At 59.6% G+C, this 25,595-nt stretch carries 24 protein-coding genes and 1 tRNA gene; 12 read left to right on the top strand and 13 right to left on the bottom strand.

Annotated features, from left to right (window positions below):
- Positions 1–38 precede the first annotated feature (38 nt).
- The gene (locus G5332_RS19675; RefSeq protein WP_227341994.1) at positions 39–2,930 is read right to left on the bottom strand and encodes an HD domain-containing phosphohydrolase; all 2,892 of its coding nucleotides are present in this window, start codon (positions 2,928–2,930) and stop codon (positions 39–41) included.
- 210 nt (positions 2,931–3,140) lie between these two features.
- Here G5332_RS19675 and G5332_RS19680 point away from each other — a divergent pair, with 210 nt between their 5' ends.
- Positions 3,141–4,130 carry a luciferase-like monooxygenase gene (locus G5332_RS19680; protein WP_227341995.1) on the top strand — a complete coding sequence of 330 codons (990 nt, stop codon included), beginning with the start codon at positions 3,141–3,143 and terminating at the stop codon, positions 4,128–4,130.
- 172 nt (positions 4,131–4,302) lie between these two features.
- Positions 4,303–4,803: a 2TM domain-containing protein gene (locus G5332_RS19685; RefSeq protein WP_227341996.1), complete on the top strand. Its 501-nt coding sequence runs from the start codon at positions 4,303–4,305 to the stop codon at positions 4,801–4,803.
- A gap of 119 nt (positions 4,804–4,922) precedes the next feature.
- Here the strand turns inward: G5332_RS19685 and G5332_RS19690 are convergent, their stop codons facing one another.
- Genes G5332_RS19690 through lptD form a run of 6 tightly spaced genes read right to left on the bottom strand, consistent with a single transcriptional unit; the run spans position 4,923 to position 11,705 of the window.
- Positions 4,923–5,744 (bottom strand): symmetrical bis(5'-nucleosyl)-tetraphosphatase, encoded by an 822-nt coding sequence (locus G5332_RS19690; RefSeq protein WP_201987516.1) that lies wholly within the window; start codon positions 5,742–5,744, stop codon positions 4,923–4,925.
- A gap of 6 nt (positions 5,745–5,750) precedes the next feature.
- Positions 5,751–6,113, bottom strand: a complete 363-nt coding sequence (gene apaG, locus G5332_RS19695; RefSeq protein WP_031227971.1) for a Co2+/Mg2+ efflux protein ApaG — start codon at positions 6,111–6,113, stop codon at positions 5,751–5,753.
- 4 nt (positions 6,114–6,117) lie between these two features.
- Positions 6,118–6,930: a 16S rRNA (adenine(1518)-N(6)/adenine(1519)-N(6))-dimethyltransferase RsmA gene (gene rsmA, locus G5332_RS19700; RefSeq protein ID WP_005339016.1), complete on the bottom strand. Its 813-nt coding sequence runs from the start codon at positions 6,928–6,930 to the stop codon at positions 6,118–6,120.
- Positions 6,920–7,915, bottom strand: a complete 996-nt coding sequence (pdxA, locus tag G5332_RS19705) for a 4-hydroxythreonine-4-phosphate dehydrogenase PdxA (protein WP_227341997.1) — start codon at positions 7,913–7,915, stop codon at positions 6,920–6,922. Before pdxA ends, rsmA begins: the two co-directional genes overlap by 11 nt.
- Positions 7,915–9,213 (bottom strand): peptidylprolyl isomerase SurA, encoded by a 1,299-nt coding sequence (gene surA / locus G5332_RS19710; RefSeq protein WP_216952937.1) that lies wholly within the window; start codon positions 9,211–9,213, stop codon positions 7,915–7,917. The genes pdxA and surA overlap by 1 nt, the downstream gene beginning before the upstream one ends.
- Before the next feature lie 26 nt (positions 9,214–9,239).
- On the bottom strand, positions 9,240–11,705 hold the full coding sequence (gene lptD / locus G5332_RS19715; RefSeq protein WP_421311569.1) for an LPS assembly protein LptD: 2,466 nt from the start codon (positions 11,703–11,705) through the stop codon (positions 9,240–9,242).
- Positions 11,706–11,879: 174 nt separating this feature from the next.
- Here lptD and G5332_RS19720 point away from each other — a divergent pair, with 174 nt between their 5' ends.
- Genes G5332_RS19720 through djlA form a run of 3 tightly spaced genes read left to right on the top strand, consistent with a single transcriptional unit; the run spans position 11,880 to position 14,408 of the window.
- Positions 11,880–12,890, top strand: a complete 1,011-nt coding sequence (locus G5332_RS19720) for an aminoglycoside phosphotransferase family protein (protein ID WP_216952939.1) — start codon at positions 11,880–11,882, stop codon at positions 12,888–12,890.
- Positions 12,887–13,555 (top strand): N-acetylmuramate alpha-1-phosphate uridylyltransferase MurU, encoded by a 669-nt coding sequence (gene murU / locus G5332_RS19725; RefSeq protein ID WP_216952940.1) that lies wholly within the window; start codon positions 12,887–12,889, stop codon positions 13,553–13,555. The genes G5332_RS19720 and murU overlap by 4 nt, the downstream gene beginning before the upstream one ends.
- Before the next feature lie 19 nt (positions 13,556–13,574).
- The gene (gene djlA, locus G5332_RS19730; protein ID WP_216952941.1) at positions 13,575–14,408 is read left to right on the top strand and encodes a co-chaperone DjlA; all 834 of its coding nucleotides are present in this window, start codon (positions 13,575–13,577) and stop codon (positions 14,406–14,408) included.
- 81 nt (positions 14,409–14,489) lie between these two features.
- Here djlA and G5332_RS19735 read toward each other — a convergent pair whose 3' ends face one another.
- Positions 14,490–15,941, bottom strand: coding sequence for an aminoacyl-histidine dipeptidase (locus tag G5332_RS19735; RefSeq protein WP_216952942.1), 1,452 nt, complete (start codon positions 15,939–15,941; stop codon positions 14,490–14,492).
- Positions 15,942–16,889: 948 nt separating this feature from the next.
- Here G5332_RS19735 and gpt point away from each other — a divergent pair.
- The 5 genes from gpt to G5332_RS19760 all read left to right on the top strand — a co-directional run bounded on the left by gpt (position 16,890) and on the right by G5332_RS19760 (position 21,786).
- Positions 16,890–17,357, top strand: coding sequence for a xanthine phosphoribosyltransferase (gpt, locus tag G5332_RS19740; protein WP_005339007.1), 468 nt, complete (start codon positions 16,890–16,892; stop codon positions 17,355–17,357).
- A 172-nt stretch (positions 17,358–17,529) separates the two neighbouring features.
- Complete coding sequence (frsA, locus tag G5332_RS19745) at positions 17,530–18,798, top strand: esterase FrsA (protein ID WP_227342000.1); 1,269 nt, start codon at positions 17,530–17,532, stop codon at positions 18,796–18,798.
- Positions 18,799–18,857: 59 nt separating this feature from the next.
- Positions 18,858–19,250: a sigma factor-binding protein Crl gene (gene crl / locus G5332_RS19750; protein WP_421172860.1), complete on the top strand. Its 393-nt coding sequence runs from the start codon at positions 18,858–18,860 to the stop codon at positions 19,248–19,250.
- A gap of 144 nt (positions 19,251–19,394) precedes the next feature.
- Positions 19,395–20,498, top strand: a complete 1,104-nt coding sequence (proB, locus tag G5332_RS19755) for a glutamate 5-kinase (protein WP_216952945.1) — start codon at positions 19,395–19,397, stop codon at positions 20,496–20,498.
- A gap of 34 nt (positions 20,499–20,532) precedes the next feature.
- Complete coding sequence (locus tag G5332_RS19760) at positions 20,533–21,786, top strand: glutamate-5-semialdehyde dehydrogenase (RefSeq protein ID WP_100646699.1); 1,254 nt, start codon at positions 20,533–20,535, stop codon at positions 21,784–21,786.
- Positions 21,787–21,871: 85 nt separating this feature from the next.
- Here the strand turns inward: G5332_RS19760 and G5332_RS19765 are convergent, their stop codons facing one another.
- Genes G5332_RS19765 through rsgA form a run of 5 tightly spaced genes read right to left on the bottom strand, consistent with a single transcriptional unit; the run spans position 21,872 to position 24,706 of the window.
- Positions 21,872–22,261 carry a hypothetical protein gene (locus tag G5332_RS19765; RefSeq protein WP_421293435.1) on the bottom strand — a complete coding sequence of 130 codons (390 nt, stop codon included), beginning with the start codon at positions 22,259–22,261 and terminating at the stop codon, positions 21,872–21,874.
- A 2-nt stretch (positions 22,262–22,263) separates the two neighbouring features.
- Positions 22,264–22,515 carry a DUF2960 domain-containing protein gene (locus tag G5332_RS19770; protein ID WP_257687197.1) on the bottom strand — a complete coding sequence of 84 codons (252 nt, stop codon included), beginning with the start codon at positions 22,513–22,515 and terminating at the stop codon, positions 22,264–22,266.
- Positions 22,505–22,774, bottom strand: a complete 270-nt coding sequence (locus tag G5332_RS19775) for a VF530 family DNA-binding protein (RefSeq protein ID WP_005349372.1) — start codon at positions 22,772–22,774, stop codon at positions 22,505–22,507. The genes G5332_RS19770 and G5332_RS19775 overlap by 11 nt, the downstream gene beginning before the upstream one ends.
- Positions 22,771–23,643: an archaetidylserine decarboxylase gene (asd, locus tag G5332_RS19780; protein WP_421259609.1), complete on the bottom strand. Its 873-nt coding sequence runs from the start codon at positions 23,641–23,643 to the stop codon at positions 22,771–22,773. The genes G5332_RS19775 and asd overlap by 4 nt, the downstream gene beginning before the upstream one ends.
- A gap of 28 nt (positions 23,644–23,671) precedes the next feature.
- Positions 23,672–24,706, bottom strand: coding sequence for a small ribosomal subunit biogenesis GTPase RsgA (gene rsgA, locus G5332_RS19785; RefSeq protein WP_204356927.1), 1,035 nt, complete (start codon positions 24,704–24,706; stop codon positions 23,672–23,674).
- 91 nt (positions 24,707–24,797) lie between these two features.
- Between rsgA and orn the strand changes: the two genes are divergently transcribed.
- Positions 24,798–25,343: an oligoribonuclease gene (orn, locus tag G5332_RS19790; RefSeq protein ID WP_216980192.1), complete on the top strand. Its 546-nt coding sequence runs from the start codon at positions 24,798–24,800 to the stop codon at positions 25,341–25,343.
- A 178-nt stretch (positions 25,344–25,521) separates the two neighbouring features.
- Positions 25,522–25,594, top strand: a tRNA-Gly gene (locus G5332_RS19795).
- Position 25,595 lies beyond the last annotated feature (1 nt).

The raw sequence follows: 25,595 nt of genomic DNA on the forward strand, positions 1-25,595 counted from the left end.
TCAGGCCAGCCCGCAAATGTAAGAAAATATGACCCAGCCTAGGCCAGTGCGGCCAGCAGTGCGGTTTCGTCCACCTGATCCAGTTGGGCGCTCTCGAGGAAGCGCCTAGCGTAATCGCGCCAGATGCCGCTGCTGACAAACAGGGCGAACAGATCCGAGTCGATATGCTGTTCACGCACCATGTTCTGCATGATGGCAAGAGCCTGGGAGATCGTCTTGCCAGATTTGTAGGGGCGATCACTGGCGGTCAGCGCCTCGAAAATATCGGCGATAGCCATGATGCGGGCTGGTACGCTCATCTGTGCTCCGGTCAGCTGGCGTGGGTAACCCTTGCCATCCATCCGCTCGTGATGACCGCCGGCAATCTCTGGCACGCAGCGCAGATGACGGGGGAAGGGGAGGTGCTCCAGCATGCGTATGGTCTGGATGATGTGCTCGTTGATCTTGTAGCGCTCCTCCTCGGTGAGGGTTCCCCTGCTGATGGCAAGGTTGTATCTCTCCCCCCGGTTGTAGAGATGGTGCGGTACCTTGACCTTGAAGCCCCAGGGATTGTGCTCGTCGAACCGATCTCCATCCGGACGAGGCACAAGGTGCCAGCACTTGTCGGCCAGCAGTGGCTCGAGGCAGGGCAACTCGGGAGACGGTTCTTTCTGACGCAGCTTGAGCTCCTCCCGGCTGATGCCGAGTCGATCGTCCAGGGTGCGCAGCCAGGTGCGGCTGGCGATGGCGTCGAGCCGTTCAATCTTCTCGGGGGCCATCCACTCGCCGCCCAGATTGCACTCGGCGATGAAGGCAAACTCCTGATCCAGTTCGGCCCAGCGCGGGGCTGCTTCTTCCCGGCAGGCACTTCTGATTTCTGATGACAGGCGGGCTGCGAGGCACTCGATATAGACATCCCGCTTGAGTACTTCAAAACGGGTGCGGATCTCGTGGATCCGGTCGTAGAGGGTCTCCAGTTTGGTAGCCTTGTCGACCACGAACTCCGGGGTGGTCACCTTGCCACAGTCATGTAGCCAGCTGGCGATATGGATGGCTTCCCACTCCTCCTCGTTGAGACTGAAATCGGCAAAGGGGCCCTGTCGCTGGGCGCAGGCTGCCTCGGTCAGCATCTTGGTCAGCTCGGGCACACGTTGGCAGTGGCCGCCGGTGTAGGGGCTCTTGGCGTCGATGGCGCCGGCCATCAGCTCGATAAAGGATTCGAGCAGCTGTTTTTGCTCCTCCAGCAGGCGCTGGTTCTCGATGGCGGAGGCCGAAGTGCCCGCCAGCGCCTCGATCAGGCTGATGCGCGATGCCAGCTCCTGTTCGCTGCAGTGTGGCAGGATCAGCAGGAGGTAGCCGATCAGCTCCTGACGATGGTTGCAGAGCGGCTCAGCTACCAGCTGGCATAGGCCGGGAAAGGAACCCCAACTGTCCAGGTGTTGCCTCCAGGCCGCCTCATCCAGGCTGAGGGAGATGCGCTGGGAAGTGGCCAGGCCGGATAGCAATGGTTGTGGCCAGGGAACCTGCCCTAGGGGCAGTTCGGTTTGCTGCCAGCGGGCCTGGACCGGCTGCATCTTTTGCTGTTGGGCCAGGTAGAGGCATCCCCCTTTTGCCTGTACCGCGGCGATGGTTTCATGCAGGATGCGGCTTAGCAGGGAGTCGACGCGGTGCTCTGCAGCCAGTGCTCTACCCATGTTCATGAAGTTGCCGAGGGTTTGGCGCATGCCGGACATGGTGCGCGCAAGGTCATCTATTTCCCGGATGGCTGATTCAGGAACCTGACCCTCGCCAAAGTCGAAACGCTGGATCCGCTCAGCCTCACGGGTCAGGGCCAGCAGCGGGGTAGCGGTACGGCGGGAGACCAGCCAGATCACTGGCAGCAACAACAGCAGGCTGCCCAGCGCCCATGCCACATTGACCAGCGCTTCGTTGCGTGCCTGCTGATAAAGCAGATCTGCCGAGACCAGCAGGGCGATGTAAAAAGGAGTGTCCTTGCCGAGGGGGGAGATATTGACCAGCCACTCTTGTTTTTCCCCTGTGGTCAGGGTCAGCTCCCGGGGAGAACCATCCAGCAGCACAGGCGTCCTCTCTAGCCTAGTTTTCAGCTCGGCCATGACTGGGCCGCCCAGAGCCGTGATCGCTGGCAGCCGGGTCAGCTGATCATAGGCTGGCAGATGTACAGGGTCGGCCGCCAGCAGTGTCGCGGAGCGATCGAACAACACTACCTGGCTTTGGAGCGGCAACTGCAGCTCGCCAATCAAGGCCGAGAGCCCCTCGACACCGGCATCCAGCCCTATCACGGCGCGTTGGCTATGGCTGGTGACAGCCATCGTCATGCCCGGCTCCCTGGTGGTAAAAAAGAGATAGGGGGTGGTGGCGACAATCTTTGATGAACCGCGAGCCAGCCGGTACCAGTCGCGGCTGCGGGGATCGAATCGATAATCCGCCATGGCTCGCCGTGCCAAAAGTTGCAGCTGCTCGTCAAAATAGAGGAACTCTCCCCGCCCGCTACTCAGGCTCTGAACCAGCAACTGGCTGCCTTCAGGCACTGCCTGCAACGTGGCCCGGGCCCGTTCCGTGAGTTTTCGTACCAGAAAGAAATCGCCACTCTCATAGCCGATGTAGACGGCACCATAGCTGTCGCGATTGGCCAGGATCTCTGCCAGCTGCGGCAGATACTCCAGTCGGCTTGCCAGATCGCTCATGTCGGCCAGTCGGCTGCTGGCTAGCAGGCTGAGGGACATGCGGGCTGGCTGCTCGTTCAGTTGCAGAGCGAGGGCCAGCTGTTCCCGGTACTGTTTGAAGTTGTGGCGCTCATGTTCCAGCATCTGGCGAGAACCCTGCTGGAACTGCAGCAGAATCAGCAGCATGCCCAGCACACTGAACAGCAGGGTAAATAGGGTGGCAATGTGAACGTAGAAGGGCTTGCGCCCGGATCTGGCAGTGATCATGGACATTTCCTTGTCACAGTGATGCTTGCGGAGACGATCTGTCAGCAGTGTGTCAATACGATAACAGAAATGACAATAATGGCCTGATATCTGTGCTTTTCCATGGTTGCCCACTGCCAGGCAGAGCTTGGCAGGAGATAGTGATTCATTCAGGTATCCCGTGCTACATTGCCCCACTTGTTACTGGTCTGTAAATCAATGGAGTGACCCATGTCTGCCATCCCCTATTCCGTGCTCGATTTGGTGCCTGTTGCCGAAGGTTCCGTGCCTGCCGAGTCATTTCGCCGTTCGCGGGATCTTGCCCGCCATGCCGAGGGCTGGGGTTACCAGCGCTACTGGCTGGCCGAACACCACAACATGCCGGGCATTGCCAGTGCCGCCACCTCGGTGTTGATCGGTCATCTGGCCGAGGCCACCACCACTTTGCGGATTGGGGCGGGTGGCATCATGCTGCCGAACCACTCGCCACTGGTGATTGCCGAGCAGTTTGGCACCTTGGCTTCGCTTTATCCGGATCGCATCGATTTGGGCCTTGGCCGCGCCCCCGGGACCGATCAGCGCACCATGCGGGCGCTCAGGCGCCAACGCAGCAGTGAGGTGGATGATTTCCCGGCCGATGTGCGCGAGCTAATGAGCTACTTTGGCGACGAGATTGGCACGGTGCAGGCGGTGCCAGGTCAGGGGCTGCATCTGCCCATCTGGCTGCTGGGCTCCAGCCTTTACAGCGCGCAACTTGCAGCGGCGATGGGCTTGCCGTTCGGGTTTGCCTCCCATTTCGCCCCTGCCATGTTGCTGGAAGCGCTGGAGATCTACCGTAGCCAGTATCGCCCCTCCGCTCGCTGGCCCAAGCCCCATGCGGTGGTCTGCATCAACATGATTGCCGCCGACAGCGAGCGGGAGGCCCGCTTCCAGTTCACTACCGTGCAGCAGCAGTTCTTGCGCCTCCATCGCGGTGATGCGGGCAAGCTGCCCGCGCCGGTCGTCCAGCTTGGCGATGAGTGGTCTCCCCGTGAGCTGATGGCGATGGAGCAGACCTTGGCCCGCTCGCTAGTGGGCAACCCAGAGCAGGTTCGTCATGGCCTCAAGGCGCTGCTGGCGGAAACCCGTGCCGATGAGCTGATGTTCAATGGCCCCATCGTCGATCATCAGGCCCGACTGCGCTCCTTTGAAATTGCCGCCGAGCTGATGCAGAGCCTGTGATTACACATCCTGGCACATCTGCCTGTGTGCCAGAGCTTGACCTTATATCTCTTTATGTTTATTCAACTAATTGATTTTAAAGAGTTGTCAGGTTGATGTCGTCCATCTGTCGTGTCACCTTTCGCGGCGCAAGCCCTATGCTGGCCCTGTCAATTACCACAAGGAGTTCGAGATGATCGTCAGGAAGTTGAGATTGCAACGGGGTTGGTCTCAGGATCAGTTGGCAACGTTGACTGGTTTGAGTGTCCGCACTATCCAGCGGATCGAGCAGGGTCAGCAACCCGGACTGGAATCCCTCAAGGCCCTGGCCGCTGTCTTTGAGCTCGATGTGGCGCAACTGGACGGCACACGGCAACAGGAGCATGAGATGAGAGGGAGTGACACTATGGGGAAGGATGCATTGCAGGTTTCAGCAGAGGAGCAAGCTGCCATGAAGTATGTGGAGGGGCTCAAGGGCTTCTATCACCATGTCGCCAGCTATCTGCTGGTGATTGGCGGGTTGTTTGTCATCAACTATCTGAGCAACCCGGGGTATATCTGGGCCTGGTGGCCGGCACTGGGGTGGGGATTGGGACTGGCGTCCCATGCCATTCGGATATTCGAGCCTTTCAAACTGTTTGGCCCGGAGTGGGAGCGGCGCCAGATTGAGAAGCGGCTGGGGCGCAAGTTGTAACTTCATTCGCCGGAAAACAGGGCACACAAAATAGTAAGCCCGGCAGATTGCCGGGCTTTGTTATTGGTACGGGTCTTGGCAATCGGTGCAACTGCGACCGCCTGATTGCTGCGTACTCCCTAGCTGGCGTGAACCGGGCAGGGGGTGGCGATCAGAGCATCATCCTCGTAGCGCCACAGGGTGAGGCTGTTGCCCCAGACGCAGCCGGTATCCAGACCCTTGATATCGCTTTTTCCGGTGTTGCCCATCAGGGCTGCCCAGTGGCCGAACACCAGAATGGGGTCATCCACATGGTGTTCACGCTGCTCGAACCAGGGGCGCAGCCCCGGGGTCGACTCCTTGGGCCCCTTCTTGCATTTGAAGTCGAGCCGGCCATCGAAGTAGCAGAAGCGCATCCGGGTGAAGGTGTTGATGATGTAGCGGTAGCGGTCGATCCCGACCAGATCATCTTTCCAGCCATCGGGTTGGTCGCCATACATGTTGTGCAGCAGCCACTGGTACTGATCGCCGCGCAACAGGCTCTCTACCTCGCGGGCACAGTTGCGGGCGGTGCGGGCATCCCATGCGGGGGAGATACCGGCATGCACCATCATGATGGGCAGATCCGGATGCTCCGCCAGCAGCGGGCGGTGGCGCAGCCACTCCAGCAGTTCATCCCGATCCGGCGCATCCATCAGGCTCTGCAGCTTGTCCTTCTTCTTGAGTGGGGCAACGCCATTGGCGACCGCCAGCAGGTGCAGGTCGTGGTTGCCGAGCACGGTGACGGCGCGGTTGCCCAGCCCTTTGACAAAACGCAGGGTATTGAGGGAGTCCGGGCCGCGGGCGACCAGATCGCCGCAGAGCCAGAGCACGTCTTGGTCGGGATCGAACGCGGCAAGATCCAGCAGACGGCGCAAGTCGTCGTAACAGCCCTGGATGTCACCGACAAAACAGTTCGCCATGAAACCTCAGTTGATAATATTGGGGATGGCCAGCGTGAAGGGGGCGATGGGCGCCTCGAACTGCTGACCAGAGCCATCTTGCAGGGTATAGCTCCCTTCCATCACCCCGAGCGGGGTCGCCAGCGGCACGCCGCTCTGGTAGCGGTAGGTTTCCCCTTCGGCAATGACGGGTTGCTCCCCGACCACGCCCGGGCCTGCCACTTCCAGCATCTTGCCATTGGCATCGGTGATGAGCCAGCGCCGGTGCAGCAGTTGCACTGGGCCGGGCCCCAGATTCTCAATCTCGATCAGATAGTGAAACTGGTAAGGGTCTTTGGATCCCGCCACATACACGGGGTATGGGCGGATCTCGATGTGCGGGAGTGCCACAGGATCAGGCCTGTTGCTGATCCGCCAGCCAGTTGGCGATCATGACAAACTGCTCGAGGGAGAGATTCTCCGGGCGCAGGTTGCCATCGATACCAAGCTCGGTCAGCTGGGCGTCGGTGATGAAGTTGGAGAAGCTGTTGCGGATGGTCTTGCGACGCTGGCCAAAGCCCTCGGTACAGACGCGATTCAGACAGCGAATGTCTTTCGCGACTATGGTCGGATTCTTGTGCGGGATCAGGCGAACTACGGCCGAGTCCACCTTTGGCGCCGGTTTGAAGGCGCCCGGGCCCACTTCCAGTACCGGCACCACCTGGCAGTAGTACTGGGTCATCACGCTCAGGCGGCCATAAGCCTTGCTGCCCGGGCCTGCGGCCAGACGCAACACCACTTCCTTTTGCAGCATGAAGTGCATGTCCTCTACCCGATCAGCGAACTCGCACAGGTGGAAGATGAGCGGGGTGGAGATGTTGTAGGGCAGGTTGCCGAAGATGCGCAGCGGCCCCTTGCCTTCACCCATCAGGGTGCCGAAGTCGAAACGCATGGCGTCCGCTTCGATGACGGTCAACTTGTCTTTGAGGGTCGGGTGCTCGCGCAGGCGAGCTGCCAGGTCCCGGTCAAGCTCGACCACGGTCATTTTGTCCATCTGGGCGGCGACTGGCTCGGTCAGCGCGGCCAGACCCGGACCGATCTCCACCAGATTCTGACCCGGCTGCGGGTTGATGGCGGCGACGATCTGATCGATCACATACCGGTCGTGCAAGAAGTTCTGACCGAAACGCTTACGGGCCGTGTGGCCCATGTGCACCTTACTGCTCATATCTTTTTTTCTCTACCATCTTGATGGCGTGGTTAATCGCGGTGACAAGGCTGCCCGGATCGGCCAGGCCCTTGCCTGCCAGATCCAGCGCGGTGCCGTGATCCACCGAAGTGCGGATGAAGGGAAGCCCCAGGGTGATATTGACCGAACTGCCGAAGCCCTTGTATTTGAGCACAGGCAGCCCCTGGTCGTGGTACATGGCGAGTACCGCATCCGCATCCTTGAGGTATTTCTCCTGGAACAGGGTGTCGGCCGGCAATGGGCCGACCAGATCGATCCCTTCCTGGCGCAGGGTGACCAGGGCGGGTTCGATCACGTCAATCTCTTCACGTCCGAGATGGCCACCTTCCCCGGCGTGGGGGTTGAGGCCGCAGACGTAAATACGGGGTTTGGCGATACCAAACTTGGTGGCGAGATCCTCGTTGAGGATCCGGATCACCTTGCCGAGGCGATCTTCGGTGATGGCCATCGCTACATAGGCCAGCGGAATATGGGTAGTCGCCAGTGCGACCCGCAGCCCCTCGGTTGCCAGCATCATTACCACATCGGCAGTGTTGGATTGTTGGGCAAAGAACTCGGTGTGGCCGCTGAACGAGACCCCGGCCTGGTTGATGATCCCCTTGTGCACCGGCCCGGTCACCACGGCGGCAAATTCGCCGCTCATGTTGCCATCGCAGGCACGCTGCAGGGTCGCTAGCACATAGGCGCCATTGCCTTCGTTCAGCTCGCCCGGCACCACGGGGGCGCCGAGGGTGACCGGACAGACGGTCAGGGTGCCCGCCCGCTGCGGATGAGCAGGGGCGGTTGCGTCATAGGGCTCAAGCTCGATGCTGAGCCCCTGCAGGGTTGCCCGCTCGCGCAGCAGCGCCGGATCGGCGATCACCACCAACTGGTGGGGCCAATCCTGCTGGGCAATCTGCAGCACCAGATCCGGGCCGATCCCGGCCGGTTCGCCCGGGGTAACGGCAAGGCGACGGCAGCTCATCAGCTCGCAGATCCTTCGACACGGATGTAAGCCTCATCACGCAGCTCGTCCAACCAGGCCTGGGACTCTTCCACGAAGCGGCGATTGTAGATCAGCTGATAGGCACGCTGTTCCAGAGCCTTGTCAGTGGCATCCTGGCTGCGACGATCTTCCACTTGGACGATGTGCCAGCCGTGGCTGGTGCGGAAGGGGGCGCTGATCTGGCCTGGTTGCAGTCGGTTAACCATGTCGCGAAACTCTGGTACATAGACGTTGGGATCAGACCAGCCCAGTTCGCCACCCTGCACCGCAGAGCCCGGATCTTCGGAATACTTCTCCGCCATGCTGGCGAAGCTTGCCTTGCCGCTCTTGATGTCGTGCAGAATGCCGTCCAGCATCCCCTTGGCTTTCTCTTCGCTCAGGATGATGGAGGGCTTGATCAGGATGTGACGGGCCTTCACCTCGGTCTGCATCACTTGCTGCTGACCCTTGGTGTCGAACACCTTGACGATGTGCAGACCGGCGCCGGAGCGCAGCGGGCCCACGATATCGCCCTTCTTGGTACCCTGTACCGCTTCGGCCATCAGGGTCGGCATCTCTTGCGGGCTCATCCAGCCCCAGTCACCCCCTTCCAGCGCCTTGGGGCCGTTACTCTCGGCAATGGCCAGTTTGCGGAAGTCGGCACCCTGCTTGAGGGCGGCCAGAATGCGCTCGATCTTGCTCTTGGCGGCATCCAGCTGGGCGGCGGTGGGGTTGTCCGGCAGGGCAATCTGGATATGGCCGACGTGGTATTCGTTCTGCTGTTGACCCTGTTTCTTCAGGATCTCCACCACCTGCTTCACCTCCTGCTCGGAGATGTTGATACGGCGGCGCACCTGATTGCGGCGCACCTCGTTCATCAGGATCTCGCGGCGAACCTCTTCCCGATACTGGGCATAGGTCATCCCTTCACGGGCGAGCTGGGCGCGCAGCTGATCCAGGGTCATCTTGTTGTCGGCGGCGATGCCCTGAATAGCCTGTTCCAGCTGGGTATCACTGATCTTCAGCCCCTGGCGATCCGCCAGTTGCAGCTGCAGGCTCTCCTGGATCAGACGGTCGAGTGCCTGTTTGCGCAGAGTGGCATCGTCAGGCAGAGACTGGCCGCTCTCCTGGGCGGAGAGTTTTACCTTGTTGACCAGTGCGTCCTGTTGACTGGACAGCACTACGTCCTTGTTGACCACGGCCAGCACTTTGTCCATCAGCTCGGGCGCAGCCAGTGCGGCCTGGCTCATGGCGCCGAACATTCCCGCGGTCAGCAGGGCAATCAGGGTCTTTTTCATATCCATCTCTCAAGGCTGGACCAGCATCATTGCTGGTCTTTCAGATTAAACGGGCGAACATAGGGCAACAGCTCGGTATCCAGGGTGACACTGCGGCCACCGGTACCCACGCTGCCAAGTCCCTTCATTTCAAACTGCAGACCAATGACTTTTTCCGAAGTGGGCTTCAGAGTGATGTTGTCCGGCTGGTTGTGCCACTCCAGGCTCATGTTGATGCTCCAGCAGCAGGAGTCGTATTTGACACCGATCTTGCGGTCAATGTTCACATCCTGCTTGATATCGCGATAGTAACCGCCATACATCTGCCACTGATCGGCGATCGGCGCCATCATCACCAGACCAGCCTGGCTGAGGTCTTCGGCCAGAGCAGGATTGCTCGGGTAGCGATAGTCCCGGTTGCCGTCCTGGATATAGCGGTAGTTGACCTGGGTGGTCAGCTTGCCGGTCCGGTATTCGACTGCACCGTTGCCGGCAGTAAATTCCCCCTCGGAGGTATCGTACTGGGTGCCGGCATGGGCGAACCACTCATCGGTGATCCGGGCATCCCCCTCGAACGAGAGCAGGGAGCGGGCGTTGGTGTTTTCCTGATCGGACGGGTAGAGGCGCACCTTGGGAGGTGTCATCTCGAAGGCCTGGGCTACCGCCAGACGTAACCGCTCATCCCCCACATCGTCATAGACCCGGCTGGTCAGGCCAACGGTGACCCGGTTGGCATCGCTGATGCGGTCGAGACCGGCGTAGCGGCGATCGCTGAACAGGCTGTAGTAGTCCTGACGGGTAGTGGTGGAGTCGTAAATCCCTATTTCGTCCTGATTCTTGTAAGGGATATAGAGGTACTGGAACTCAGGCTCCAGGGTCTGGGTGCCCTTGCCATCATACCAGTCTACCGGACGATCGAAGTTGACGCCCCCCTTGAGGCGGAAGGACGGCAAGGTGCGGGTAATGGTGCCGTCTTTCAGGGTCAGCTGCTGGCTATCTGCGTCTGTAAATTTACTGCGATCCTGGCTAATCAGGTCTTTGGGGATCTCCTGGTTGTAGGAGGTAAACATCAGTTTGTACTGGCTTATAAGGTAGTAACCCGGCGCATCGACCAGGGGGATGGTCAGGGTGGGAGCCAGATGCAGACGGGTAGCGGTATAACGCTCACCGGCCTGCTGGGCAGTGGCGCTGCCGCTGTCATAGCCAAACTTGGTCAGCTCGCTGTTCCAGGCCAGATCGAACCATTTCCCCTGCTGGAAGTAGTTGTAGTTGATGCGTGGCAGCATCTCGTGGGGCAGCAGCGCGTAGGGACTCAGGATCTGATAGCGACGCACCTCGGAGGTGAGGTTCCAGTTCTGCTGGTAGTAACCGGCGGTAAAGGATTGCTGCAACTGGCTGTCGACCTGGGTGCCCACTTGCGGGCTGAAGTCGTTGAAGTAGTTGTAATCCTTGTCCCGTACCTGGGTGTAGTCGATGCCTAAACGCAGGGAGCCATCCATCAGGGTGGATCCGTGACGAATATTCATCAGGTAACGATGACCATCTGAGAGGTACGGAGTCCCTGTCGACGGGTTGGTAAAGCTCGGGTTGCCAGCATCATACTGCTTGTCATCCCTGAGGCTTTCAAAATAGAGGGTACCGGTATGGGCTGGGTCCGGCATGTAGCGAAACTCTACCTGTTCCATCAGGCCGCGTTTGTCCATAAAGCGGGAGGTGATGGTGGCATCGTAGTTGGGGGCAATGTTCCAGTAGAAGGGCTGGGTGATCTCCATGCCGTTGCCGGAACTCTGTTTGTAACCCGGGTAGAGCAGACCTGTCTTCCGTTCATCCTTGATGGGGAAGTTTATATAGGGGAAGTAGAACACCGGGTAGTCATAGAGCCAGAGGCTGGCGTTCCAGGCTTCGCCGAACACCTCTTTCTGGTCGATGTCGATGCTGCCCGCCTTGAGGGTCCACACTTCCTGACCGGGGGGGCAGGTAGTGTACTGGGCTCCCTCCATGGTGATGTTCTGGTTGTTGTTGGTCATCACCACGCGTTTGGCAAAGCCGCGCACCGGTGAGCCATGCACCTGATACTTGCCCTCCTCCAGCTCGGAGTTTTTGGTATCCAGGTTGGATTTGAGGGTCTTGTCGCTGGTGACGGTCACCTGACCGTCGTTGTAATAGATGTTGCCGATGGCGATGACATCCCGGCTCTTCTGATCGAGCTGTGCATAATCGGAGTCAAACTTGCGAACACCCTGACGAACCTTGACGTCGCCTTCATAGACGGCGGTGCCGCCCTGTTTGGCCTCGAGACGGTCAGCATCAACCTCGACCGGCTGCGCGTTGGCATCCTGATCCGATGAAGGCTTCTCTATCTTGGGAACATAGTCATAGCAGAGACTATCGAGAATGCCGGTGGCTGGCGGCGCTTCGAACGGGGCCGCCTGCACCATCATAGGGGTGAGTGCGGGGGCCAGGCTGATAGTCAGGGCGATGGGATAGCGGTACCCCAGTGTCCATTTGGTCATGTGAAAGACTCGTGCAATCCGTGATAGATACGGTTGATCCAAGGCATGCATTTTACGACAGGTTTCATCGAGTTGACATTGCATGTCATTGCTTTATGTTAGCCGGCAATGATAAAGCATTATTGCGGCCAGGGCTAACAGCCAAGTGCTGCTTTCCACCTTGGTCCTCTACTTATGCACGATCGCGATTCCCTGCTATTGCAGTGGGCACGCCGTATTTCCGGTGATGCTAATCTTCAGTTGACCCTCATTTCCGGTGATGCCAGCTTCCGTCGCTACTATCGCGGTGGTGGTCTGGTTTGGGTGGATGCCAATCCGAAAACCGAAAAAAATCATGAGTTTGTTCGTAACGCGGCCGCCTTGCAGGCGCGTCAGCTGTTGGCGCCAGAGGTCAAGGCGGTGGACTACGAACAGGGTCTGCTGGCGGTGAGTGACCTGGGCGATACTCAGCTGATCAGCTGCCTGAACGAACACAACGTACTGGCCTGGTATGGCAAGGCGATTGATTTGCTGCCCCGCCTGGGGGCGGTTGAACTGGCGCTTGAACCCTTCGATGCGGCATTTATGGCGCGGGAGAACAGCATTTTCCCCGAGTGGCTGCTCGGCCATCATCTGCAACTGAGCCTGAGCCATGAAGAGCAGCAACTGCTGGACGAGACCTTCGCTTGCCTCACCGCCTGCAATCTGGCCCAGCCGCAGGGGGTGATGCATCGGGATTTCCACAGTCGCAACCTGATGGTATGTGGCGGTGATACCCCCGAGAGCAGCCGGCTGGCCATCATCGATTTTCAGGACATGGTCATCGGGCCGCTCACTTATGATCTGGTCTCCTTGCTGAAAGATTGCTACGTGCGCTGGCCGGACGAGGTGATCGATGAAGGGATGCGCCACGGCTTTGCCACCCTGCAACAGGCGGGTCTGCTTGGCGAGCTCGATTATGCCAGTTTCCGTCGCGATGCCGATCTGACCGGCATGCAGCGCCACCTCAAAGCGGCCGGAATCTTTACCCGGCTCTATCATCGCGACGGCAAGTCCGGCTATCTCAAGGATATTCCCCGTACCCTCGGCTACGTGGTGGATGTCTGTCGCACTCATGGTGGTGCCTATCCGGTACTGGCCCGTTTTGGTCAGTGGTTGGAGCAGGTGGTGTTGCCGGGGGTCGCCAATGCAGGGGTAAAACCATGAAGGCGATGATCCTGGCCGCTGGCCGTGGCGAGCGGATGCGCCCGCTGACTGACCTGCTGCCCAAGCCGCTGCTGGCGGTGGGGGGCAAGCCGCTTATCGTCCACCATATCGAAAAGTTGAAGTCAGCTGGCGTGACCGAGCTGGTCATTAACCACGCCTGGCTCGGCCACAAGCTGGTCGAGAGCCTTGGTGATGGCAGTGCGCTTGGCGTGACCATCCACTGGTCAGCCGAGGAGAGCGCGCTGGAGACCGCGGGCGGCATTGTGCAGGCGCTGCCGCTACTGGGCTCTGAACCTTTTTTGGTGATCAACGGCGATACCTGGCTCGATCTCGATTATCACACTCTGGTCAGCCAGCCCCTTGGCGATGATCTGGCCCACCTCTGGCTGGTGCCCAATCCGCCCCAGCACCCCGCCGGGGACTTTGCCTTGCAAGAAGGGCGAGTTATGGATACGCCAGCGTTTACCTTCAGTGGGGTCGGACTATATGATCCGGCGGCCTTTGCCGGTCTCGCGGGCGGTGCCCGCAAGCTGGCGCCCCTGCTCCGTGACTGGATGGCGCAAGGGCGGGTGGGCGGCAGCCTGCTCGCTGGCGAGTGGCGCGATATCGGCACGGTCGATCGACTGCGCGAGCTGGATGACCAGCTCCAGGCCCGCACTCATTAACTTCAAGAGGTCTTGAACCATGCGTATTTGGGGTAAGGTGCTGGGCGCCTTCTTCGGTTTTCTGCTCGGCAATATTATCGGCGCCCTGATTGGCCTGTGGATAGGCCACCGTTTCGACCGTGGCATGGGGCTGCAGGGGGCGTTTCGTCGCGGCCCGAGTCAGGCGCAGCAAGCCGTCTTCTTCCACGCCACCTTCTCGGTGATGGGTCACATCGCCAAGTCAAGCGGTCAGGTGACCGAACAGGAGATCCGGGTTGCCTCCAACCTGATGGATCGTATGCGGCTGGCGGGCGAACAGCGTGCCCGGGCGCAGGAGTCGTTTCGTCTCGGTAAGGAGGCTGACTTCCCGCTGCGCGAGACCCTGGCCGAGTTCCGCCGTGCCAGTCTGGGGCAGCGCGACATTCTGCGCTTCTTCCTCGAAGTGCAGTTGCAGGCGGCCTTTGCCGACGGGCGGGTAGAGGAGGGCGAGCGCGCCATTCTTCACACCATCGCCGACGAGCTGGGTTTCAGTCGCATCGAGCTGGCCCGCATTCTGGCGATGGCCGAGGCACAGATGAACTTCTTCAATCAGGCCCATGGCCAGTATCAGAGTGGCCATTCCGGTGGTCAGCAGTATCGGCAGGAGCCGCCTTCTGCGGATCGCCTCAAGAATGCCTACCAGCTGCTGGGGGTAAGCGAGAGCGACAGCGATCAGGATATCAAGCGTGCTTACCGCAAGGAGATGAGCAAGCATCACCCGGACAAGCTGGCCGCCAAAGGGCTGCCGCCGGAGATGATGGAGATGGCCAAGGAAAAGACCCAGGAGATCCAGCAAGCCTGGGAGTGGATCCGCGAGGCGCGCGGTATCCGTTAAGCGCCAAAGTCAGGCTGGAACAGACAATAAAAAGCCCCGCAGCAGTGCGGGGCTTTGTTTTGCCGTGTGGCGTAGGCCGGGTTATTTGGCCGGAATCGCTTCCAGCACGTGCACCAGCAGTTGCCAGAAACGCTCGACCGCCGGGATATGCACCTTCTCGTCAGGGGAGTGGGCCCCGCGGATGGTCGGGCCGAAGGAGACCATGTCCCACTCCGGATAGGCGCTCTTGAACAGACCGCACTCGAGACCGGCGTGGATCACCATCACGTTGGGCATAGTGCCAAACAGAGTCTGGTAGCTGTTGCGTACCAGCGCCATGACGGGGGAGTCCACGTTTGGCGCCCAACCAGGATAGGCTCCGGTGAATTCGCAGCTGGCACCCGCCAGGGTGAACAGGGAGCGGGTCATCTGCTCGATGCTCTCGCGACCGGAGTCAATCAGGGAGCGGATCAGGCACTGGACGTACACTTCGCCATCCTGAGTCTTGATGACCCCCAGGTTGGTCGAGGTTTCGGTCACGCCGGGCATGGCATCGCTCATGCGCATCACGCCGTTCGGGCAGGCCATCAGGGCATCCAGCAGGCGCTGCTGCAGGGAGACGCTCATCAGCTTGGCCGGTTTGGCGGCGTTGTTGACCAGCACGGTCAGGTTCGGCTCGGTGGCGGCCAGTTCGGTCTGGTAGATCCCGGTGTAGCGGTCAACCAGCGCCTTGAACTCGTTCACGCTGGCAGCGGGCACCAGCAGGGTGGCACGGGCTTCGCGCGGGATGGCGTTGCGCAGAGTGCCGCCGTGGATCTCGGCCAGACGAACACCCAGCGGCTCGGCTGCTTTGAGCAGACGTACCAGCAGCTTGTTAGCGTTGCCACGGCCGCGATGGATATCGCAACCGGAGTGGCCGCCACGCAGCCCTTTCACGGCCAGCTCGAACGCTTCGCCTTCGCTGGCGTCAACCAGCTCGAGCTGGAAGCGGATATTGGCATCCACACCGCCAGCGCAGCCCATATAGACTTCGCCATCCTCTTCGGAGTCGGTGTTGAGCAGAATTTCGCCCTCCAGCCAGCCCGCTTCCAGACCGAATGCGCCGGTCATGCCGGTCTCTTCGTCGGTGGTCAGCAGCACTTCCAGCGGACCGTGTTTGATGGTCTTGTCAGCCAGCACTGCCAGGCAACCGGCCATGCCTATGCCGTTGTCGGCACCCAGAGTGGTGCCACGGGCCGTGACCCACTCGCCATCTACATAGGCATCGATGGGATCGGTCGCGAAGTCGTGTTTGGTGTCGGCGTTGGCCTGCGGCACCATGTCGATGTGGGCCTGCAGTACCACGGCTTTGCGGTTTTCCATCCCCGGGGTGGCCGGTTTCTTGATGATGATGTTGCCGACCTTGTCCTGCTTGACCGCCAGACCTTCCCCTTGAGCCCATTGGATGATCCAGGCGCTCAGTTTGGCTTCATGTTTGGAAGGGTGGGGAATGGAGCAGATCTGTTCGAAGAAATGCCAAATCAGTTTGGGAGAGAGAGAGCTAAGCTGTGCCACGTCGGGACTCCTTACCAGCACGGAATTAACAGGGCCCCATCAGCGGGCCGGGGAAGAGGATAACGATAATACAGTCAATCACACAAAAATGTGAGCAATCAGCGCAAATCGCAGGCAGCTTGTGCTGGCTGATGGCAACCAGGCAGTACGATCGTCAGGTTCGGACGACGCTGACCGATAGAAAAGAAAATGTGTGACCGATCTCACAAAAATATTGAATTTAATGCACCGACTGGTAAATTAGCTCCCGTGGTTCGCCACCCGTCAGGATGACGATGAAAGCCTCCAGGGAACCGAAGCAAAGCAAGTGCGCCTCCATGGAACCGAGTGTTCGTTCAAGGATTTGAGCCCGCATTAAAGGTACGTAACTTGTTAAGCAATCAGGAGTTTCAATATGCCAGGCAGCAACTCAACCTATTGGTTTGCCCCCTCTTTGTATACCCAGGGTTTCAGCTACCCTAACCCCTTCGTCACTCGTCGCTAAGACGAGCTGCCCAACCAGGCAGAGGCGAGAAAGCAGCAGGTGCGTGAGGTAAACCCTCCCCCTGCTATTTTTTTATCTGCGATTTGCCGCACAGTCCCATTTGGGCTCGGTAGTAGGGACGGCAGGTTATTCGTTTGGCGCTCGAGATGGGCCGAATGGAGAGGGTGATGCCGATTTTTCCTGTTTTTGGCATACGTTTGCCAGGCATTTTCTCTGCAAACGGTGCTATCATATCGGCCCAACAGCCTGTCCGCGGTTTGGACACATCATCTAACCGATCGCCGGATAAGCCCATCTTGCTTCCATTGTTATCAGATTTGCTGCCGAGGCTTAGCCCTGAGGCAGCCGAAGTGCAATCTGAATTCAGTCGGGCAAGGGCCGCCATTTACTGGCATCCGCAGGGAGAATTGCGGATGTTGTTATTTTAAGTGATTGTTTTTAAATAACTATTCGAGATCGATAACATGCCGAAAAAGTTCTATGTGTCGTGGGACAACCTGCAACGTGAAGCTCGCCGTCTGGCCCGTCGCCAGCTGCCTGTCAGCCAGTGGAAAGGTATCATCGCGGTCAGCCGTGGTGGTCTGGTGCCCGCAGCCCTGATGGCCCGTGAACTTGGCATTCGTAATGTGGAAACCCTCTGCATCTCCAGCTATGACCACGACAGCCAGCGCGAGTTGGTAGTCGTTAAAGCTGCCACCACCGCCGGTGACGGCGAAGGCTGGCTGGTGGTGGAAGATCTGGTAGACACCGGCACTACCGCCAAGGCGATCCGCGAGCTCTACCCGAAAGCCAAGTTCATCGCGATCTTCGCCAAGCCGATGGGCGAAGCGCTGCTGGACGATTTCGAAGTGGCAATCCCGCAGGATACCTGGATTGAACAGCCGTGGGATATGGCGCTGGAGTTCGCCACACCGATCTGCGACGAAAAGTAACGGGATCGGGATGTGACGTTCAGAGCGTCAATTGGCCGCACGCGGCAAGAATGGTTTCACAGGGCTCCTTGATGGAGCCCTGTTTTTTTGTGTATCAATCTGTTGCAGGGTGGCTGATGGGCAGTAAAAGTGGTTAAGATGAGCTATTGCCTGATATGAATAGGACACAATCTTGGACTTGAACGACGACCTCAATCTGACCGAAAAGCTGTTTACCCGGGTCAAGAAGGTGCTGGAAACTTCCGAGATCTCCAACTCCAGCCCGGCGGACATTGCCGAAGCAGAGTCAGACGAGATGTTTATCGACGGCTCCATGTCAAAGAGCTGGTATCGCCTGCTGCGCCGCCCCTCCTGGGCCTGGCAGGGGGCCGACCCGGTCGAGGTTGAGCAGACTCTGGCCCGCATCGCCATAGCGACCGGTGAACGCACCCATGACTGCTATCTCGATACCATCAAGGGCTATGTGCCTGGCAACTGGATCTATGAGTGGAGCCAGGTGGCTGGTAACTACTTCAAGCTTGGGCGCGAACTGCGTGAGCAGGGGGATGCAGCTGGCGCCTTGAAACAGCTGCTCAAGGCGGTGCGCTACTATTCCATCGCCAGCTACCCCCATCTCAAGGATGATGAACTGGCGGATCAGGCCCAGCTGCTTGGCAATATGGCCTATCGCGAGGCGGGCCGGTTGTTCAAGGTGCCGCTCAAAGAGATCCAGGTGCCCTTTCGCGGCAAGCATATTCAGGGTTATCTCCACCTGCCGACCACCGACAAACCGGTGCCTCTGGTGATCATCAGCGGGGGGATCGACTCTCTGCAGCTCGATTTCCTCAACTTCTATCTCAAGCGACTCGAGCCCAACGGCATCGGTATGCTCTCCCTCGACATGCCGGGCATCGGCTATGCCGAGCATTGGCCATTGGTACAGGATACCAGCCGCCTTCATCAGGCTGTGCTGCACTATCTCTCCGAAGTGGCCTGGGTCGATCATCAGCGTATCGCTATGGTCGGTATGCGATTGGCAGGCAATGTGGCGGCACGTCTGGCCTTTATCGAGCCATTCAAGCTCAAAACCGTGGTCTGTGTCGGGGCCGGGGTCAATCAGGTGTTTACCAATCAGGAGTTGTTTGCCAAGTGCCCGCGCATGATGCGGGACAGCCTGGCCAACCGGTTGGGCGCTGATGCGGCTCATTGGGATACCATGCGTACCAAGTGTCAGGTATTTTCACTGAAAACGCAGGGATTACTGGGGACTCGCACCTCTGTGCCGATATTGAGTATTGGACACAAACGAGATTTCATCTGTCCCGAGCAGGATGTACGGGCATTGGCGGCGGCCAGTCGTAACGGCAAGGCCATCGTCTTCGACAAGCAGCCCTTGCTTGAGGTGTATGACAAGGCGCTGGACGAAATCGTCGAGTGGCTGAAACAGCATCTATGTATCTGATGCGCTGAAGGACTGACGCCATCCCGAGGTGGCGCGGCTTGTTTAACAGGGAGGTTAACATGTCTGAAAGAGTGACCTACAAGCGACTGCTGAGACAGTTTGCTGCCATTGGCCCCTATTTGCGTGAGGATCTCTGTGAAGAGGGGCGTTACCGTTTCGACAGTCTTTCCGTTTGTGTCAGTGCCAAACCGGCGCCAGACAAGCGGGAGTTCTGGGGTTGGTGGCTGGTGCTGGAGCAGGAGGATCATCTGTTCCGCTACCATTACCAGTTCGGATTGTACAATGCCGATGGCGAGTGGCTCGACAAGCCGATCCCCAAGAAGCACCAGGTCGAGGTGGAACGGACCCTCAACCGTTTCTACAAATTGATCAGTGACAAACTGGCCTCGCTCGAGTGTCACCTAGTGCCTGCCGAACAGGTGACCAACGAGTTGAGTGTAACGGCTGCCTGAGCCTCTGATGCCCTGCGAGAGGTTGTGACGAGCTCGCAGGGAGACTCTTGCCCCATCCTTTCATCACCCTTTATGGAATTGCCTTGCAGGGCCCCATGGCCGTGGGTATAAAGATATTCCTTATTTTTTAGCCTTTATGCTCCCATGGAAAACAGAACCATAGTCGTCAAGTTGGGCACCAGCGTGCTCACAGGGGGGTCTTCCCAGCTCAATCGTGCCCATATGGTCGAGCTGGTCAGACAGTGTGCGGCCTTGCACCGTCACGGCCACAGGGTCGTGGTCGTCACATCAGGGGCTATCGCCGCCGGGCGTGAACATCTGGGTCACCCGCCACTGGCGCCAACCCTGCCCAACAAGCAGATGCTGGCGGCGGTTGGTCAGACCCAGCTTATTCGGGTATGGCAGGATCTGTTCAACCTCTACGGTCTGCATATCGGCCAGATGCTGCTGACCCGCGCCGATCTGGAAGATCGGGAGCGCTACCTCAACGCCCGCGACACCCTGCGCACTCTGCTCGATCACCGCATTATTCCGGTCATCAACGAAAACGATGCGGTGGCGACCGCCGAGATCAAGGTCGGCGACAACGACAACCTCTCCGCACGGGCCGCCATTCTGGCGGATGCGGATCTGCTGATCCTGCTGACAGATCAGAAGGGGCTGTTTACCGCCGATCCGCGTACCAATCCCGATGCCCAGCTTATTGAAGAGGTGCAGACCATCGACGATACCCTGCGCTCGCTGGCGGGTGACAGTGTCAGCGGCCTCGGCACCGGCGGCATGGCTACCAAGCTGCAGGCCGCCGATGTGGCGCGTCGAGCTGGTGTCAACGTGGTGATCGCGACCGGCCAGATGCCGGAGGTGATCGGCCGTCTCGCCAAGGGTGAGCGTATTGGTACCCTGTTCCCCGCGCTGGCGTCCCCGCTGGAAGGGCGCAAGAGCTGGATCCTGGCAGGCCCACCTCCTCACGGCGAAGTGCATGTGGATCAGGGCGCAGTGGCCGCCATGAAGGATAAAGGCTCCAGCCTGCTGCCCAAGGGGATCGTCGCGGTCAAGGGCGACTTTATTCGGGGCGATGTGGTGCGCATTCTTGATCCCAAGGGCGCCGAGCTGGCCCGCGGCATCTGCCGTTACGACCATCTGGAGCTGGATAAGCTGCGCGGCGTCCACTCGGATCAGATTGAACAGGTATTGGGCTATGGCTACGGCTCTGTGGCCATCCATCGAGACGACATGGTGCTGCTCTAATCAGGGTGGCACGGCATGAACAAAGGGAAATGAGATGAGTCTGGAGAAAATGGGGCAGGCGGCCCGAGAAGCCGCCTATCAGCTGGCTACCGTCAGCACGGCGCAGAAGAATCGGGCGCTGGCCGCCATCGCCGACGAGCTGGAGGCGCGCAGTGAGCAGATCCTCGCCGCCAATGCGAAAGATATCGCCGCCGGCCGTGAGGCGGGCTTGTCAGAGGCGATGCTGGATCGCTTGCTGCTCAATCCGGCCCGGCTGGCCGGTATCGTGGCGGATGTGCGCAAGGTAATCACGCTGGATGATCCGGTCGGCGCCGAAATGGATAGCCGGGTGCTGGAGAATGGCCTGCGCCTCTCCCGTCGTCGGGTGCCCATCGGGGTTATCGGCGTCATCTACGAGGCGCGCCCCAACGTCACCATCGACATCGCCAGCCTCTGCCTCAAGACTGGCAACGCCAGCATACTGCGCGGCGGGCGCGAAACCTTCCACTCCAATCTGGAGCTGGTGCGGGTGATCCAGCATGCCTTGGCGGCCTCCGGTCTGCCCGAGGCGGCGGTGCAGTACATCGACAACCCGGATCGGGCGCTGGTCGGCGAGTTGCTGCGCCTCGACCGCTATGTGGACATGATCATCCCCCGTGGCGGTGCCGGCCTGCACAAGATGTGCAAGGAGAACAGCTCCATCCCGGTCATCATCGGCGGGTTCGGTATCAGCCATATTTTCGTCGACGAGAGTGCCGATCTGGTGCGCTCTCTGGCGGTTATCGACAACGCCAAGGTGCAACGCCCCTCCGCCTGCAATGCCCTCGATACCCTGCTGGTGCACGAGAAGGTGGCTGCCACCTTCCTGCCGCAGCTGGTGACGCTGATGAACGAGCGCAAGGTGACGCTGGTGGCTGCGCCCAACGCCATGACGCTGCTGGCGGGCGCCGACAACCTGTGCGAGGCGGGGCCGGAGGATTTCGATACCGAGTGGCTGGGATTGACTCTGGGGGTCAAGCTGGTGGCGGATGTGAACGAGGCGCTGGCCCATATGCGCGAGCATAACGCAGGCCACTCCGATGCCATCCTCACCAACGATCTGGCCAACGCCGAGCGTTTCGTCAACGGGGCCGGTTCGGCGGCTGTCTACGTCAACGCTTCGACCCGCTTCACCGATGGCGGCCAGTTTGGGCTGGGGGCTGAAGTGGCGGTGTCGACCCAGATGCTGCATGCCCGTGGCCCCATGGGGTTGACCGAGCTCACCAGCTACAAGTGGGTAGGGCAGGCCGATTACCTCAGCCGCGCCTGATAACAGGCTTTTGCAAAAACAAAAATGCCGACCCCAGGGTCGGCATTTTATTTGGTGGATATCGTGAAGATATCAGGCGCTCGGGTTATTCCCCGTGATAGAGCGCCTTGTCACCTTGCTTGAGCACATAACCCTTCCAGATAAAGAGGGTGTAGCCGCTGCCCTGCCACGACCAGTTGCCCTCCGCACCCTGACGGGTCAGCGCAAGCAGCTCGCCGCTTGGCAGATGCAGTTCGGCCTGCGTCTGATCGGCATTGAACAGCACGAAGGCGCTGCTGGTCTGGCTGGCATCGGTTGGATTGAGCCGGATACCCTCTTCAAACAGGCGCACACATTTGCCCGTCAGCGCTGACCACTGATAGCCCGCACTGCCGATACAGCCGTGGCTGTCGCGATCGCTGCCAACCAGATGTTGTTCCGGTGTACTGCATGCCGCCAGCAGCAGAGAGGCGGCCATCAGGGTCAAAGTGCGCATGGTTACTCCTGAAGATCCCGTTCGATGACGATGTTGGAGAATCCCAACTCTTTGAAGTAGTTCTCCTGGTAATCCTTCACGCTTTTCTTGTCACGGCGACAAACCTGAGCCAGCTGGGCCTCCATGGTGTGAAAACTGGTGAGATCCAGCCCTTCGGCAGCTGCGATGGCGTCGTAGATGCTGCGGAACTTGTCGTTCGCGTAGCCGATCTCTTTGGCCTGCTTTTTATAGGTATACGTAATCTTAAAGGCCATCTTGCCCTTCCTTCTTCGATTTGGCTTGCTTGCGCTGGACGTAGAGGTAGAGGCTTTCGACCTTCTCCCGAGCCCAGGGTGTCTTGCGCAAGAACTTCAGGCTGGACTTGATGCTGGGATTATCGGTGAAGCAGCGGATATTGATCTGCTGCCCCAGCTCTTCCCAGCCGTAGTGTTCGACCAGCGCGGTGACGATGGCTTCCAGCGTCAGCCCGTGCAGCGGGTTGTTCTTCTGCGAGGCGTTCGGTTGCTCGCTCATGCCTGCTCCGCCAGCTTGGCAAAGGGCTGACCCATGCGGGTGGTGACCCCGTTGGCCAGATGGGACTCGAAACCGGCCAGCATGCCCGGGCCAAACAGGCAGACCACGGTGCTGCCCAGCTTGAACAGGCCCATCTCGGCGCCTTTTTGCAGGGTGATGGCCTCGTCGCCGGTGTAGTCCCAGCGCACCACCTTCTTCTCTTTGGTCGGCGCAATGTTGCCGGCCCAGATGGTTTCGATGCTGGCCACGATAGTGGCACCGACCAGCACCAGCGCCATGGGGCCGTGCGGAGTGCGGAAGGTGGCGACCACCCGCTCGTTGCGGGCAAACAGGTTGGGCACGTTCTCGGCGGTGAGCGGGTTGACGGAGAAGAGATCCCCCGGCACGAACACCATGCTCTCCAGTACGCCGTCCAGCGGCATGTGGATGCGGTGATAATCCTTGGGCGCCAGGTAGATGGTGGCGAAGTCGCCATCCTTGAACGGTGCCACCAGATCCTCATAACCGCCCAGCAGCTCGCGGGCGCTGTAGTCGTGGCCCTTGGCCTGAATGATGCGACCCTGCTGGATGGGGCCGAGCTGGCTGACGGTACCATCCACCGGCAGCGCCAGAGTCATGGCATCTTCTACCACGGGGCGGATACCGGGCTTGAGCTCGCGGGTGAAGAACTCGTTGAAGCTCTTGTAGTGGGCCGGGCTCTCGTGCAGCGCCTCGCTCATGTCGACCTTGTACTGCTTGATAAAAGCCTCGATCACTTTGGTGGTGATGTTGCCCGCTTCGGCAGCGGCAAATTTGCCGATCAGACGGGAGAGGGCGTGCTTGGGCAGACAGTATTGACCGGCAATTTTCAGGTTGTCAGTAATGCTCATGTTCATCATCAACGTAGGTTTATTAGGGTCACAGGCGCGCCTGTTGGCGACCGTGACGGGCTTCCTGCATGGTTTCCAGGATGCGGTGATAGTTGTGGAAGCGATCAGCGCTGATGGCGCCCGCGTCGACCGCGGCGCGCAGGGCACAGCCGGGATCGTCCTTGTGGGTACAGTCGCGGAACTTGCAGCCACCCAGATAGTCGCGGAATTCGACGAAGCACCAGGTGATGCGGTCGGCCTCCAGATGCCAGAGGGCGAACTCGCGGATCCCGGGGGAGTCGATGAGATCGCCACCGCTCGGGAAGTGGTAGAGCCGCGCCGTGGTGGTGGTGTGCTGGCCGAGCCCCGAGTTCTCGGAGATCTCGCCGGTGAGCACATCCAGCCCCGGCATCAGGGCATTGGTGAGGGACGACTTGCCGACCCCGGACTGGCCGACGAAGATGCTGATCTTGTCGGTCAGTGCGGCTTTCAGCTCATCGAGCCCTTCGCCGCTCTCGCAGCTCACCAGCAGCACTTCGTAATTGAGTTTGCGATAGGTTTCGAGCTGGCTCTCGATGCGCGCTCTGGCGGCATCATCGAGCATGTCGACCTTGTTCAGCACGATGAGGGGGCGGATCTCCACATCCTCGGCGGCCACCAGATAGCGGTCGACGATGTTGGTGGAGAACTCGGGCATCACCGCCGAGACGATGATGATCTGGTCGATGTTGGCGGCGATGGGTTTGACCCCGTCGTAGAAGTCCGGCCGGGTCAGTACCGAGTGGCGCGGATGCACCGCCTCGATGACGCCCGCTGTCGCGGCATTGAGGCCGGGACGCCACACCACCTTGTCGCCACAGACCAGACTGCTGATGCTGCTGCGCCGCAGGTTGCTGCGGTGGATGGTGCCATCGCTCGCTTCCACGTCCGCGTGTTGACCGAAACGGCTGATCACCACCCCTTCGATGGCCGGGCCAAACAGGGTGTCATCCACCTCTGTGGTGTGCTCTTTTTGCAGCCGACGCTCGCGGTTGGCCTGGACGCGTCTTTGTTGACCCAGATTGAGTTTTGCTTTCTTTGCCACTCGATTCGCCAGTTTATGAACAGATCCAAAGCCAGTATGATACATGCAAATTGGCAAAATTCCGCCATTCCTCCCAACAGAGAGAGTAATCATGACAGTCAGCGCGCAGAACCTGGTATGGATCGACATGGAGATGACGGGTCTCGACCCCGAAGAGAACGTGGTACTGGAGATCGCCACCATCGTCACCGACAAGGACCTGAACGTGCTGGCCGAAGGGCCGGTCATCGCCATTCACCAGAGCGACGAAGAGCTGGCCAAGATGGACGAGTGGAACGTCAACACCCATACCAACAGTGGTCTGGTGGCCCGGGTCAAGGCGAGCCAGCATGACGAGGCGAAAGCCGTTGCCGAGACCCTCGCGTTCATTCGCCAGTGGGTGCCGGAGCGCACCAGCCCGCTGTGCGGCAACAGCATCGGTCAGGATCGCCGCTTCATGGTCAAGCACATGGCTGATCTGGAAGCCTTCTTCCACTACCGCAACGTCGACGTCAGCACCATCAAGGAGCTGGTACGCCGCTGGCAGCCGGAGTTGCTGGATCAGTTCAAGAAGAGCGGCACCCACCAGGCGCTGGACGACATCCGCGAATCCATCGCCGAGCTGCAGTTCTATCGCAGCCACGTCTTCAAGATCTGATTCCCCGGCAAGGGTTTGTCATGCGCTGGCTGCTAAAATCGACAGTTCGGCCAGCTTTTGAGCGAACGCGCGCAACCAGACAAAAAAGCCCTTGCAATTGGAAGGACTGCTCTTATAATTCGGCTCCCGTACAGTAGCGCAAGCAACCAAATGCTGTACGGCTTGTTTTAAGGTAGTTGCGGGAATAGCTCAGTTGGTAGAGCACGACCTTGCCAAGGTCGGGGTCGCGAGTTCGAGTCTCGTTTCCCGCTC

The organism is Aeromonas sp. 603757 (genome assembly GCF_049171255.1).
Lineage (GTDB): Bacteria > Pseudomonadota > Gammaproteobacteria > Enterobacterales > Aeromonadaceae > Aeromonas > Aeromonas veronii_A.